The organism is Pseudomonas sp. zfem004 (assembly GCF_032621715.1).
Taxonomy (GTDB): domain Bacteria; phylum Pseudomonadota; class Gammaproteobacteria; order Pseudomonadales; family Pseudomonadaceae; genus Aquipseudomonas; species Aquipseudomonas sichuanensis.
On sequence record NZ_JAVYJF010000017.1, the window covers coordinates 73,039 to 86,501 of the forward strand.

11 protein-coding genes, 4 tRNA genes and 1 pseudogene are annotated in these 13,463 nt (G+C 64.2%); 4 read left to right on the top strand and 12 right to left on the bottom strand.

Translation table 11 applies throughout. The annotated features are described in order from the left end of the window. Positions 1–17: 17 nt before the first annotated feature. Both RTH46_RS18655 and RTH46_RS18660 read left to right on the top strand, forming a co-directional pair. Positions 18–1,136, top strand: a complete 1,119-nt coding sequence (locus RTH46_RS18655) for a nitrilase-related carbon-nitrogen hydrolase (protein WP_153788621.1) — start codon at positions 18–20, stop codon at positions 1,134–1,136. Positions 1,137–1,140: 4 nt separating this feature from the next. Continuing rightward, complete coding sequence (locus RTH46_RS18660; protein WP_279847189.1) at positions 1,141–2,181, top strand: AraC family transcriptional regulator; 1,041 nt, start codon at positions 1,141–1,143, stop codon at positions 2,179–2,181. Positions 2,182–2,384: 203 nt separating this feature from the next. On the opposite strand, the gene RTH46_RS18665 is transcribed toward RTH46_RS18660, so the two are convergent. Next, positions 2,385–3,254: a DUF2242 domain-containing protein gene (locus RTH46_RS18665; protein ID WP_316906326.1), complete on the bottom strand. Its 870-nt coding sequence runs from the start codon at positions 3,252–3,254 to the stop codon at positions 2,385–2,387. A gap of 742 nt (positions 3,255–3,996) precedes the next feature. Here RTH46_RS18665 and RTH46_RS26340 point away from each other — a divergent pair. Together RTH46_RS26340 and RTH46_RS26345 are read left to right on the top strand one after the other, a co-directional pair. Then, positions 3,997–4,191, top strand: a pseudogene (locus RTH46_RS26340) (HAMP domain-containing protein); the annotation flags it as partial. Between the two features lie 132 nt (positions 4,192–4,323). Continuing rightward, the gene (locus tag RTH46_RS26345; protein ID WP_410478581.1) at positions 4,324–5,049 is read left to right on the top strand and encodes a methyl-accepting chemotaxis protein; all 726 of its coding nucleotides are present in this window, start codon (positions 4,324–4,326) and stop codon (positions 5,047–5,049) included. 94 nt (positions 5,050–5,143) lie between these two features. Here the strand turns inward: RTH46_RS26345 and RTH46_RS18675 are convergent. The 11 genes from RTH46_RS18675 to accD all read right to left on the bottom strand — a co-directional run bounded on the left by RTH46_RS18675 (position 5,144) and on the right by accD (position 13,272). Further along, a tRNA-Asp gene (locus tag RTH46_RS18675) sits at positions 5,144–5,220 on the bottom strand. Positions 5,221–5,362: 142 nt separating this feature from the next. Beyond that, a tRNA-Asp gene (locus tag RTH46_RS18680) sits at positions 5,363–5,439 on the bottom strand. Positions 5,440–5,539: 100 nt separating this feature from the next. Continuing rightward, positions 5,540–5,616: transfer RNA gene (locus tag RTH46_RS18685), tRNA-Asp, on the bottom strand. Positions 5,617–5,696: 80 nt separating this feature from the next. After that, positions 5,697–5,772, bottom strand: a tRNA-Val gene (locus tag RTH46_RS18690). Between the two features lie 238 nt (positions 5,773–6,010). Next, positions 6,011–6,784, bottom strand: a complete 774-nt coding sequence (locus RTH46_RS18695) for an SDR family oxidoreductase (protein ID WP_153789269.1) — start codon at positions 6,782–6,784, stop codon at positions 6,011–6,013. Continuing rightward, positions 6,781–7,992, bottom strand: a complete 1,212-nt coding sequence (locus RTH46_RS18700; protein ID WP_316906328.1) for an O-succinylhomoserine sulfhydrylase — start codon at positions 7,990–7,992, stop codon at positions 6,781–6,783. The genes RTH46_RS18695 and RTH46_RS18700 overlap by 4 nt, the downstream gene beginning before the upstream one ends. A gap of 16 nt (positions 7,993–8,008) precedes the next feature. Further along, positions 8,009–9,514 (bottom strand): amidophosphoribosyltransferase, encoded by a 1,506-nt coding sequence (purF, locus tag RTH46_RS18705; RefSeq protein ID WP_153789271.1) that lies wholly within the window; start codon positions 9,512–9,514, stop codon positions 8,009–8,011. Between the two features lie 42 nt (positions 9,515–9,556). Further along, a complete protein-coding gene (locus RTH46_RS18710) occupies positions 9,557–10,111 on the bottom strand; it encodes a CvpA family protein (RefSeq protein ID WP_110995843.1) in 555 nt (184 codons plus the stop codon). A gap of 290 nt (positions 10,112–10,401) precedes the next feature. After that, the gene (locus tag RTH46_RS18715) at positions 10,402–11,088 is read right to left on the bottom strand and encodes an SPOR domain-containing protein (RefSeq protein ID WP_153789272.1); all 687 of its coding nucleotides are present in this window, start codon (positions 11,086–11,088) and stop codon (positions 10,402–10,404) included. Then, positions 11,072–12,379 carry a bifunctional tetrahydrofolate synthase/dihydrofolate synthase gene (folC, locus tag RTH46_RS18720; RefSeq protein WP_153789273.1) on the bottom strand — a complete coding sequence of 436 codons (1,308 nt, stop codon included), beginning with the start codon at positions 12,377–12,379 and terminating at the stop codon, positions 11,072–11,074. Before folC ends, RTH46_RS18715 begins: the two co-directional genes overlap by 17 nt. Beyond that, entirely contained in the window at positions 12,379–13,272 is an 894-nt protein-coding gene (accD, locus tag RTH46_RS18725; RefSeq protein ID WP_153789274.1) for an acetyl-CoA carboxylase, carboxyltransferase subunit beta, read from the bottom strand. Before accD ends, folC begins: the two co-directional genes overlap by 1 nt. Between the last annotated feature and the right edge of the window lie 191 nt (positions 13,273–13,463).

Here is a 13,463-nt window from a genome sequence, read left to right on the forward strand (position 1 = left end):
CTGCGCTGAACCGCTCCATGCGAAAACTGCTAGCCGGCGCCCTGGCGCTGGTCATCATCGCCGGCCTTTGCGGCTATGGCTTCTGGACCCTGCAACGACCGGAAGGCCACTACCTGTCCGACCTGCGTATCGAGCTGGCGCTCAACCAGGGAGTGCCGGGCGAGCACGGCAACCTCCTGGGTGTGGAGCCGCTGCTGTACCCAGGCGACTACCAGAACCTTGCGCGCCTGCACCGCAAGCTGTCGGCGTACCTGCAACAGGCCCGCGACCAGGGCCTGGTGAATGCCCGTACCGTGGTGGTGCTGCCCGAGCATATCGGCACCTGGCTGTGGGCCCGTGGCGAGAAGAACGAGCTGTACCAGGCCACCCGCGACCGCGAGGCCTGGCAATGGCTGGAGTTGAGCAACCCGCTGCGCTACGGCCTGGCGATGCTGTCGGCCAGCGGCGACGACCGACGCAGCGATGCGCGCCTGCGCATGAAGGCCGCGCAGATGGCCGCCGATTACCAGCAGCTGTTCGGCGGCCTGGCGCGGGAATTCGGGGTCACCCTGGTGGCCGGCTCGATCGTGTTACCCGCCCCCTACGTGAAGAACGGCGTGCTGCATGCCGGCAGCGGCCCGCTGTTCAACAGCAGCCTGGTGTTCGCCGGTGACGGCAGCGTGCTGGGGCAACCGCAACTCCAGCGCTACCCGGACAGCGAAACCCGCCGCTACATCCACCATGGCCGCCAGCAGCCGCTGCAGGTGCTGCAGACGCCCGCCGGGCGCCTGGGCGTGCTGGTCGGCAGTGACAGCTGGTACCCGGACAACTACCGGCTGCTGGCCGGGCAGTCGGTGCAGTTGATCGCCAACCCAGTGTTTCTCAGCGGCAAGCAGCGCTGGCAACTACCCTGGCGCGGCAACCGTCACCAAGCCGCGGCGGCCGAACTGCCGTTGCAGCGTGGCGAGGTCAGCGAGCAGGAGGCCTGGCAACGGCTGACCCAGGCGGCCAGCGACGGCGCTACCAGCATGAGCGTGTTCTTGCGCGGACAGTTCTGGGAGCAGAGCGGTGGCGGCCAGGGCTTTGCCAGCGAAGCCGGCACCTTGTGGGCGGGCAGCGCCAGCCAGGGCGCCCGCCTGCTCAACCTGTGGCTGTAACGCCATGCCCCGTCAGCGCGTGCGCCTGGGCGAGTTGTCGGTAGGCTTCGTCCAGCCCCTGGCCGAAGCGCTCGGCCAGCTCGGCCACGATCCGCAGCCACTGCTGCTGCGTTATGGACTGGACAATCGGCGCCTGGCCGAACCCGGGGCACGCCTGTCGATCCCACGCTACATGCACCTGGGCCACGCCGCCATCGCCTTGAGCGCCGAGCCGGCCCTGGGTTTGCACATGGGCCAGCTCAGCCGCCTGGCCCAGGCCGGGTTGGCCGGCGTCACCGCCGCCCAGGCGCCGACCCTCGGCGAGGCCGCACGCACGCTGCTGCGCTTCGAACCGCTGTATGCCGCCAACTACCGTGGCCAGTCGAGCTTTCACCAAGACCCGCAAGGCGCCTGGCTGCGCTTCTACTCCATCAGCCCGTACAACGCCTACAACCGTTTCGTGGTCGACTCGCTGCTCGGCGGCTGGCTGGCGCAGTTGTCGAACCTGGCCGGCAAGCCGATTCAGGCCGAGCGGCTGGAGATCGAGTTCGAAGCGCCGGCTTATGCCGATCAATACCAGCGCCTGTGCAGCACCACCGTGCAGTTTGGCGCCCCGGCCAACCAGTTGCGCCTGGGCCAGGCCACCCTGGCCCTGGCCAACCCGCAACACTGCCCGAGTACCTGGCAGCACCTGTTGCAGCTGTGCGAAACGGAACTGGCCCAGCGCACCCGGGTACGCAGCCTGGGCGAACGCATCACCCACCTGCTGGGGCCGCTGCTCAATGGCGGCCGCGAACCGGATCTGGAGGAAGTGGCGCAGCACCTGCAGATGCCCACCTGGACCCTGCGGCGCAAACTCGCCGAAGAGGGCACGCGCTATCGCAACCTGCTCAACGACACACGCCGCGACCTGGCCGAGACCTATATCCGCGACACGGAGCTGGCCTTCGGCGAAATCGCCTATCTGCTGGGGTTTGCATCGGCCGAAGCCTTCCAGCGCGCATTCAAGCGCTGGACGGGCGTAACGCCGGGGGAGTATCGCCGCCATCAGCGGCAGGTAGGTTAGAGCTCGGTGGCGTCGTCTGCCGGCTCTGGCACATCCAGTTCATAAGCCTGGAATTCGAGCAATTCTTCCTGGTAGTCGTCCATCTGCCTGCTTCCTCGTTCTTCATTCATGGGATCACCGCCACCCTAATCGCAACGGATGACGGAACCATTACAGCCCCATGAACGGTAAACGTAGCAGGCCTGCGGGAAGTTAGCGACAGCTCACGGCGAAGCCGGTGCCGCTTCGCTCTGCGCAGGCTGTTGCTGGACCTGAATCGGGGCCGCTTCGACGGGCGGTGCAACCGGTTGCGAACCCTGGCTGTCGTCCACCACCGGGGCTGCTGGCGCTTCGTGAACGGGCACGGCGGGGGCCGGCTCAGGCGCGACAGGCGTGCTGGCCTGGGCTGCGGCAGGCACGACCACCGGGGTACTAGCCGCCAGAGGCGCCGCATCTGGCTGGGCGGGTGCCAGCGAAGTTGGCGCAGGCTCAGGCAGCCCCAAGGCCGGCGCTGGTTGCTCCACTTTCGGCGGCTCGGCAGGGATATCGGCCTTCTTCACCTTTTTCGGCTTCGGCAGGTAGCCCTCCACCAAGGCGAAATAACGCTCGTAGAACTGTGGCGCGGCCACTGTTTCGCTGGCGACCTTGACCATCGAGTCGTCGCTGGAGCCAATCGGCATCGACACCGAGCCCAGCACCCCGACCCCAAGGCTGGCTGAGGTATTGGATTTTTTCAGGGTGTAGCGGTCCTGCAGGGCGTTGGCGAACATGGTCGAACGCTGCTTGTCGCTCATGTCCGGCACGCAGGTGATGTTGAAGCTGATCTGCATGTGGTTTTCGGCGTTCTGCTGAAAACTCTTGTTGCCGGCCACCTGGTTGGCATCGCTGCTGGTGATGATGTAACCCTGGCTGAGCAGCGCACGCCGGGCAGCTTCGCAGGAGCCCGCTTCGCTGACCGGGAAACTGCGTGAGAAGGTGCCCGAGTCGTCGAAGCTCTCGTGCTCGTACACGGTAGCCTTCTTCGAGGAGCAACCGGATACGCCCGCCAGCACAAGGGCCAGCCCGAGCGCACCGTAGACGGATGATCTGGACATCGTGAATTCCGGGTAAATCGAACGGTTCCTATTGTGCAACACATCCACAAGCCACCGAAACCTTGAAAGGGCCGACATTGTGCAAGGTTCATGTAAAGGCGTGGATAACGCCGGCCGAAGCAACGGGAATCTTCTCGCGATCATTAGCGATTTCTCGCACAGCGGTAACAAAAACCTCCTAACCAGAAAGGGAAATTCCCTCGCTAGACTCATTCGCCCGTTCGAATGCCCAAGGAAATCGCTGATGAAGAATCTGCCGGTCCGCCTGAAACTGCTGCTTAGCCTCGCCCCACTGGTCTTGCTGGTGGCCCTGCTCGTCCTGACCGCAATCTTCGCCCTCGGCACCCTGACCCATCGGGCTGAACGCCTGGTCTCGGTCAACTACATTCTCGACAACCTCAACGACATCCGCGCTACACAGATGGCCTATGCACTGAGCGGTGAACATGCAGAGCTGGAAAACCTGCGCCAGGCCTACCGAAAGGTGAACAGGCTGATCGACGAGAACCTGACGCAGATGCCCTACCCCGAGGCGCAGGCCCATCTTGGTGCCACCCGCAAGATCATGGGCAACTACATGAACTACCTGCAGCACAGCCTCGAGACAGGTACCGAGACATTGGCCGGCCCCACGGGCAAACAGCTCACCACACAAGTGCTGGCGGCCATCGAGCACGTCAACCAGCTCATCACCCAGCAGAACCAGGTCAGTGCCACCGAGCTCGGGCAACGCACGCGCCTCATGCTCGCCGTGTTCTGCGGCACACTGCTGCTGGCCTGCCTGGTAGCCTTGTTGCTGATCCGGCAGATCTGCGCCCCCCTGCAACAGGCCCTGGACATGGCCCGGCGCATTGGCGAAGGCGACTTGAGCGCCAGCGACCTTGGCCCACGCCGCGATGAATTCGGCCAGCTGCTCCAGGCCCTTGAGCGCAGCAGCGCCAATCTGCGTGGCATCCTGCGCCGAATCGGCCAGGCCTGCGGGCAGCTTTCACAGGCCTCGGCGGCCTTGGCTTGCGTGATCGAACGCACCAGCAGCGGCGCCGCCAGCCAGCAGAGCGAAACGCGCCAGGTGGCGGCGGCCATGAGCCAGATGGCCTGCGCCGTGCAGGAGGTGGCGCACAACAGTTCGCTGGCCAGCGAGGCGACCCGTCAGGCCACTGACAAGGCCGAACTCAGCCAGCAGGTGGTGTGCGATACCCAGCGCCAGGTTGCCCAGCTGGCGAGTGACATCAGCAGCAGCAGCGAGGCTGTGCAACAGCTGTCCGCCTCTGCCGAGCAGATCAGCAGCATCATGACGGTTATCCGCTCGGTGGCCGAGCAGACCAACCTGCTGGCCCTGAACGCGGCCATCGAAGCCGCCCGCGCTGGCGAAGCCGGGCGCGGCTTCGCGGTTGTGGCCGACGAAGTGCGCGGTCTGGCCCTGCGTACCCAGCGCTCCACTGCCGAGATCGAAACACTGGTCACCCGCCTGCAGGACGGTGCCCGCCAGGCAGTGGAATGCCTGCAGGGAAACCGCCGCGCGGCCAGCACCACAGTCGAGCTTGCCAATCAGGCGAGCGAGGCCCTGCAGGTCATCACGACCAGCGTTGATGATATCCAAGGCATGAACCAGCAGATTGCAGCCAGTACGGAGCAGCAAAGCACGGCCGTGGTGACCATTCGCCGTAATGTGGAGCGGGTGCGCGATGTCGCCGGCCACTCACTCGATGCCAGCCGGCAAATCGAGGAGGCGTCAATCGAACTGGAACGGCTGGGCGGTGAGCTGAAAGGGTTGATCGGTAACTTCAGGCTCTGAAACAGGCAGCCTGCCAACCGCCAGAAATGAAAAAAGCGACCCGAAGGTCGCTTTTTTGTTGTTCCGAGCTGTTCAAGGGGCTCAGAACTGAAGATGGCGCAGCGGACGGGACTCGAACCCGCGACCCCCGGCGTGACAGGCCGGTATTCTAACCGACTGAACTACCGCTGCGTATCGCTCGGGCTTGCACCCGATTGAAACTGGGATCCAGGCTTTCAAGCGTGTTGGACGCGAAAGCCAGGCACAATAAAAGCGATGCGAGATCGCCTTTATTGTTTTGCTTCGAACTGTTCAAGGAGTTCAAAACACAAGATGGCGCAGCGGACGGGACTCGAACCCGCGACCCCCGGCGTGACAGGCCGGTATTCTAACCGACTGAACTACCGCTGCGTATCGTTCAGGTTTGCACCTGATTGAAACTGGGATCAGCCTCAGGCATATTTGCCTTCGACTTCAGACCGGTGCCAGGCACCCATCTGTTACTGAAAAATGGCGCGGCGGACGGGACTCGAACCCGCGACCCCCGGCGTGACAGGCCGGTATTCTAACCGACTGAACTACCGCCGCGCAGTGTGGACTTGCGTCCTGTTCCTCTCTGACATTCTGCTTCGTTAGAAGCGTCCTGCACCAGGAACGTTCTCAGGAAGTGGTGGGTGATGACGGGATCGAACCGCCGACCCTCTGCTTGTAAGGCAGATGCTCTCCCGGCTGAGCTAATCACCCCCGCGATGTTGCTTGTTGCGTTTGCTTCGCTGAGGCCGCGAAATTTACGCAGGTACCGATGCTAAGTCAATAGCCCCATTGAATTTTTTTTAAAAAAGGGCAAAAAAACAGTAGGCGGCCAGGCGGGCATCCCGGCTGCTGCTGCCGACCCCATCGCGGGGCAAGCCCGCTCCCACGGGACACAGGCAACAAAAAAGGGCCTTGCGGCCCTTTCTCTTGTATCTCAATAACTTACAGCTCAGGTGTAGATCATCTTGCGAGTCATGCCGCCATCGACTACGAATTCCTGGCCGGTGACGAAGCCTGCCTGGCGCGATAGCAGCCATGCAACCAATGCCGCCACATCCTCCACCGTCCCTACCCTGCCCGCCGGATGCTGGGCATGGTCGGCCTCGGTCAAGGGCTCGGCACGGCGCTGCGACGGGTCACGGGCATCGATCCAGCCGGGGCTGACGGCATTGACGCGGATTTCCGGCCCCAGGCTCATCGCCAGGGCGTGGGTCAGCGCCATCAGCCCGCCTTTACTTGCCGCATAGGCTTCTGTATCCGGCTCGGACTGCCGGGCACGGGTAGAGGTCAGGTTGACGATGGCACCGCCATGGGCGCGCAGGTACGGTGCGCAATGCTTGGCCAGCAGCATCGGGCCATTGAGGTTGACCGCCAGCACACGGTTCCACTGGCTTAGCGACAGGCTTTCCAGCGTCTGGTTGTGCGGATTGGCGATGGCCGCATTGCTCACCAGCGCATCCAGCCGGCCGAACTGCCCGAGCACCTCGGACACCCCGGCACTGACCTGGGCTTCGTCGGCAACATCCATGCTGACGAACCAGGCATTGTCGCCCAGCGCCTTGGCCACCTTGGCGCCACGCTGACGGTCCAGGTCACTGAGGACGACTTGCCAACCTTCGCAGATCAGCCAGGCAGCGATGCCCAGGCCGATGCCGCGCGCGGCACCGGTGACCAGGGCCACCCGGCCGTTATGGCCAGGCTCGCCACCCTTCCAGTCGATCACAGCGCCGCCAGACCGCGGGCAAGATCGGCTTGCAGGTCGGCCACATCTTCCAGGCCGACAGCGACGCGGATCAGGCTGTCGCGGATGCCTGCCGCTTCACGTTCCTGCGGCGACAGACGGCCGTGGGAGGTGGTGCCCGGGTGGGCGATGGTGGTCTTGCTGTCGCCCAGGTTGGTGGTGATCGAGATCACCCGAGTCGCATCGATGAAGCGCCAGGCGCCCTCTTTGCCACCCTTGACCTCGAAACTGACCACCGCGCCGAAACCGCTCATCTGGCGCTTGGCAAGTTCATGCTGCGGATGGCTCGGCAGCCCGGCGTAGTGCACCTTCTCCACACCATCCTGCTGCTCGAGCCACTCGGCCAGGCGCTGGGCGCTCTCGCAATGGGCACGCATGCGCAACTTGAGCGTCTCCAGGCCCTTGGTGAAGATCCAGGCATTGAACGGGCTGAGGGTCGGGCCGGCGGTGCGCAGGAAGCCCACCACTTCTTTCATCTGTTCGCTGCGCCCAGCGACCACGCCGCCCATGCAACGGCCCTGGCCGTCGATGAACTTGGTGGCCGAATGGAACACGATGTCGGCGCCAAGCTTGAGCGGCTGCTGCAAGGCCGGGGTGCTGAAGCAGTTGTCCACCACCAGCATGGCACCACGGGCATGGGCGATCTCGGCCAGCGCGGTGATGTCCACCAGCTCGGCCAGCGGGTTGGACGGCGACTCGACGATCAACAGCTTGGTGTTGGCCTTGATGGCCTTCTCCCAACCGTTCAGATCGACCAGCGGCACATAGTCCACCTGCACGCCGAAGCGCTTGAAGTATTTCTCGAACAGGCTGATGGTCGAGCCGAACACGCTCTGCGACACCAGCACATGGTCGCCGGCACTGCACAGCGACATCACCACGGCGAGAATCGCCGCCATGCCGGTGGAAGTACCCACGGCCTGTTCGGCGCCTTCCATTGCCGCCAGGCGCTCTTCGAAGGCGCGCACGGTCGGGTTGGTGTAGCGCGAATAGACGTTGCCCGGCGTCTCGCCGGCGAAACGCGCGGCGGCGTCGGCGGCCGTGCGGAAGACATAGCTGGAGGTCAGGAACAGCGCTTCGCTGTGCTCGCCCTCCGGTGTGCGGTGCTGACCGGCGCGGACCGCCAGGGTGTCGAAACCGACACCCTCGAGGTCACTGTCCAGTCGCCCGGCATCCCATTGATCCGTCATGCCGTCGCTCCCAAAGTCAGTTGTTGTACAGGTCGATGATCGCGCTGACGGCCTGGGTCTTCACCTTGGCCAGGTCGTTACGGGCCTGTTCGATGCGCTCGAGGTAGGCGTCGTCGATGTCGCCGGTGACGTACTCACCGTTGAACACCGCGCAATCGAAGTGCTCGATCTTGATCTTGCCGCCACCGACCGATTCGATCAGGTCCGGCAGGTCCTGGTAAATCAGCCAGTCGGCGCCGATCAACTCGGCCACCTGTTCGGTGGTGCGGTTGTGGGCGATCAGTTCGTGAGCGCTCGGCATGTCGATGCCGTAGACGTTGGGGTAGCGCACCGCGGGGGCCGCGGAGCAGAAGTAGACGTTCTTGGCGCCGGCTTCGCGGGCCATCTGGATGATCTGCTTGCAAGTGGTACCGCGCACGATCGAGTCGTCCACCAGCATCACGTTCTTGCCGCGGAATTCCAGCTCGATGGCATTGAGCTTCTGGCGCACCGATTTCTTGCGCGCGGCCTGGCCGGGCATGATGAAGGTACGGCCGATGTAGCGGTTCTTGACGAAGCCTTCGCGGAACTTCACGCCCAAGTGGTTGGCCAGCTCCAGCGCGGCGGTGCGGCTGGTGTCCGGGATCGGGATGACCACGTCGATGTCATGGTCCGGGCGCTCGCGCTGGATCTTCTCGGCCAGTTTCTCGCCCATGCGCAGGCGCGCCTTGTACACCGAGACGCCGTCGATGATCGAGTCCGGGCGGGCCAGGTAGACATGCTCGAAGATGCACGGCTGCAGCTTGGGGTTGTTCGCGCACTGCTGGGTGAACAGCTGGCCTTCTTCGGTGATGTACACCGCTTCGCCTGGCGCCAGGTCACGGATCAGGGTGAAGCCGAGCACGTCGAGCGCGACGCTTTCCGAGGCGATCATGTATTCGACGCCTTCGTCGGTGTGACGCTGGCCGAACACCACCGGACGGATACCGTTGGGGTCACGGAAGCCGACGACGCCGTAGCCGGTGATCATCGCCACCACCGCGTAACCACCGACGCAGCGGCTGTGCACGTGGGAGACCGCGGCGAACACGTCTTCCTGGGTAGGCTGCAGTTTGCCGCGTACCGCCAGTTCATGGGCGAACACGTTCAGCAGCACTTCGGAGTCGGAGTTGGTGTTGACGTGACGCAGGTCGGACTCGTAGATCTCCTTGGCCAGCTGCTCGACGTTGGTCAGGTTGCCGTTGTGCGCCAGGGTGATGCCGTACGGCGAGTTGACATAGAACGGCTGGGCCTCGGCCGAGGTGGAGCTGCCGGCGGTCGGGTAACGCACGTGGCCGATACCGATGTTGCCGACCAGGCGCTGCATGTGGCGCTGCTGGAAGACATCGCGCACCAGGCCATTATCCTTGCGCAGGAACAACCGGCCGTCATGGCTGGTCACGATACCGGCAGCGTCCTGGCCGCGGTGCTGGAGGACCGTAAGCGCGTCATACAGCGCCTGATTGACGTTCGACTTACCGACGATACCGACGATGCCACACATGCGACGCAACCCCTACTTTGATGAAACTTGAGTGAATAGCGCTCAGGGCTTTGCAGGCCCGAGCAGCTGTTCCTTGAACGGAAGGTCAACGGGTGCGCTGACCCCACTGGACATCCACTGGCCGGTGAACCCGAGAATCAGGTTTTTCGACCAGTCGGCTACCAATAGAAATTGTGGTATCAGGCGTGATTCCTGCCACCACGGATCCTGTTGTACCGGCCCCAGGCTGAGCAGCCCGACAGCCACCACCACCAGCAAGGCCCCACGCGCGGCGCCGAAGGCCGTGCCGAGGAAGCGATCGGTACCGGACAGCCCGGTCACGCGAATCAGCTCGCCGATGAGGAAGTTGAGCATTGCCCCCACCAGCAAGGTGGCGACGAAAAGAATGGCGCAGCCGGCGATGGTGCGCATCGAAGGCGTCTGGATGTAGCTTTCGAGGTAGACCGAGAGCGAGCCACCGAACATCCAGGCCAGCGCCCCGGCGACAATCCAGATGACCAGAGACAAGGCTTCCTTGACGAAGCCGCGCTTGAGACTGATCAGTGAGGAAATGGCGATGATCGCGATGATCGCCCAATCAACCCAGGTAAATGCCACGGTGCTGCCTGCCGACGTTTGAGGCGGCGCATTTTACCAGAGCGGCGGGCTTGGGGTAAGCGGAATGTCAGGTGTTTGAAGGGCTGCGGGCTGACTCCAGGGACAGCTTTGCGCCTTGCCGTTCGGGCTGTAGCGCCTGCCGAGGCCCTATCGCCGGCAAGCCGGCTCCCACAGGGATCACCTGACCTTCAGAACTAATGCCATACCTGAGGGAGCTGGCTTGCCAGCGATAGGGCCAGCACAGGCAATAGCAGACAGTTGCTCCCGCTGCGACTTGCCCCGCGATGGTTTCAGCCGCGCTCCGGCTGGAAGCGCACCAGAATCCCCTTGAGATTCTGCTGGCGATTGATCACGTCACGCACGCGCTCTGCCTCGGCGCGCTCGATCAACGGCCCTACATACACCCGGTTCATGCCACCGGTCGAACGGATGTAGGCGTTGTAGCCCTGGCTACGCAGGGTGTTCTGCAGTTTTTCGGCACCGGCGCGGTTGGACAGGCTGGCCAGCTGGATCGACCAGCTCACCGGCAGGCCGTTGACGTCAATCTTGCCTGGCGCGGCCGGTTTGCTCGCCGCCGCCGTTACTGCCGGGGCAGCTGCCGGCGCGGGCGCAGGTGCTGGACGGGTTTCGACCTTTGGTGTCGGCACCGGCGTCTGCGGCTTGGGAGCAACAGCCACCTGAGCCTGAGGCACTGGCGCAATGGGCTGGCTTGGCGTGGTCACTGGCGCCGTCGATTCATCGATCACCACCGGCGCTGGATCAGCCTGCTCCGGCAATGCTTGCGGCTCGGGCACCTGCACCGGCTCGACCTGCACCTGAGGCAGGCTCGGCATGGCTGGCGCCTGGGGCGCTTCGACGCGCACCTGACGCATCTCGTCCTCGCGGGTGAACAGCATCGGCAGGAAGATCACCGCCAGCGCCACCAGCACCAGCGCACCGACCATGCGCTGTTTCATCCCTTTATCCAGCACTGCCATCTACTCCATCCTCTGGGGCCTGCCGTTCAAGCCAGGCCAGGGCCTCGCCGACGCAGAAAAACGAACCGAACAGCAGGATCTGGTCATCCGCCGTCGCCTGGGCACACTGCCCTTCGAGAGCAGCATCGACGCTGGGGTGAGACTTCACTGTCGCACCGAGGTTCGTCAAGGCCTTGGCCAGCTCCTCGGCCGGGCGGCTGCGCGGCGTATCCAGCGGCGCCACCGCCCAATGCCCAACCAGGCCCTGCAAAGGCTCGATCACACCCTGCAGATCCTTGTCGGCCAACAGACCGAAAACAGCCAGGCGCCGACCTTTCGGCGGGCGGGCCGCCAGGCGGCGCGCCAGATACTCGGCCGCATGCGGGTTGTGGCCCACATCCAGCAGCAACTCAACGCGCTTGCCCTTGAATACCAGCGAGCGCCGATCCAGCCGTCCGGTGATACGGGTGTCCAGCAGCGCCTGCCGCACCAGCGCCTCATCCCACGGCAGGCCCATCAGCGCAAAAGCCTGCAGGGCCAACGCTGCGTTCTCCATGGGCAGGTCAAGCAACGGCAGGTCGCGCAACTCGAGCTGCGTACCGTCGGCCTTGCTGCCACGCCAGTGCCAGTGGGTCTCGGTACTGGCCAGGTCGAAATCGCGCCCGCGCAGGAACAACGGACAAGCCAGCTCACGCGCCTTGTCCAGCAAGGGTTGCGGCGGGTCCAGGTCACCGCACAGGGCCGGCTTGCCCTGGCGGAAGATCCCAGCCTTTTCGAAAGCCACCAATTCGCGGGTGTCGCCCAGGTAGTCGACATGATCGACACCGATGCTGGTGACCAGCGAAATATCGGCATCCACCACATTGACCGTATCCAGCCGGCCGCCCAGGCCTACTTCGAGCACCACGGCATCCAGTTGCGACTGGCTGAACAGCCAGAACGCCGCCAGGGTACCCATCTCGAAATAGGTCAGCGAGGTATCGCCGCGCGCCGCCTCGACGGCGACAAAGGCTTCGCACAGTTGCTCATCGCTGGCTTCGATGCCATCGATGAGCACGCGCTCGTTGTAACGCAACAGGTGCGGCGAGCTGTAGACCCCGACCTTGAGCCCCTGGGCGCGCAGCAGCGAGGCCACGAAAGCACAGGTGGAGCCTTTGCCGTTGGTGCCGGTGACCGTCACCACGCGAGGCGCCAGCTTGCCCAACTGCAGGCGCGCGAGCACCTGCTGGGAACGCTCCAGGCCCATGTCGATGGCCGTAGGGTGCAACTGTTCGAGGTAGGCGAGCCACTCGCCCAGATTGCGCTGGCTCATCACGCTACCGCAGCCGCCTCACGGGCTTCTGCCGGAGTTGCCTGGCCGGTCATCTGGGCCAGCAGGCGCGCCAGGCGCGGACGCAGCTCGTCACGGGAGATGATCAGGTCGATGGCGCCGTGCTCCAGCAGGAACTCACTGCGCTGGAAGCCTTCTGGCAGTTTCTCGCGCACGGTCTGCTCGATGACCCGCGGGCCGGCGAAGCCGATCAGTGCCTTGGGCTCGCCGACGATCACGTCGCCAAGCATCGCCAGGCTGGCGGACACACCGCCGTAGACCGGGTCGGTCAGCACCGAGATAAACGGAATACCTTCTTCACGCAGGCGCGCCAGCACCGCCGAGGTCTTGGCCATCTGCATCAGCGAGATCAGCGCTTCCTGCATGCGCGCACCACCGGAGGCGGAGAAGCACACCATCGGACAGCGGTGCTCCAGTGCGTAGTTGGCGGCGCGCACGAAGCGCTCGCCGACGATGGCACCCATCGAACCGCCCATGAAGGAGAATTCGAAGGCGCTGACCACGATCGGCATGCCCATCAGGGTACCGCTCATGGAGATCAGTGCGTCTTTCTCGCCGGTCTGCTTCTGGGCAGCGGTCAGGCGGTCCTTGTACTTCTTGCCGTCACGGAACTTCAGGCGGTCGACCGGCTCCAGGTCGGCACCCAGCTCGGCACGGCCGTCCTGGTCGAGGAAGATGTCGATGCGCGCACGTGCGCCGATGCGCATGTGGTGGTTGCACTTGGGGCAGACATCGAGGGTCTTTTCCAGCTCCGGACGGTACAGCACGGCCTCGCAGGACGGGCACTTGTGCCACAGCCCTTCGGGCACCGAGCTCTTCTTCACCTCGGAACGCATGATCGAAGGGATCAGTTTGTCTACCAACCAGTTGCTCATGCTTTCTTTCTCCAGTAGTGGCTGGCGGGAGGCGTTGCCTGCCCACCCTGCCCTTGAGCTCAAATTCTGCTTTGAAACGACGATGAGCCGGCCATGACTGCGCCATGTACCGCCCCACCTCCAATAATTACGCCGATGGCCCGGGCCGCTGCCTTGCAGGCGCGGCCTGGCAGCACCGGGCTGCGAAACCT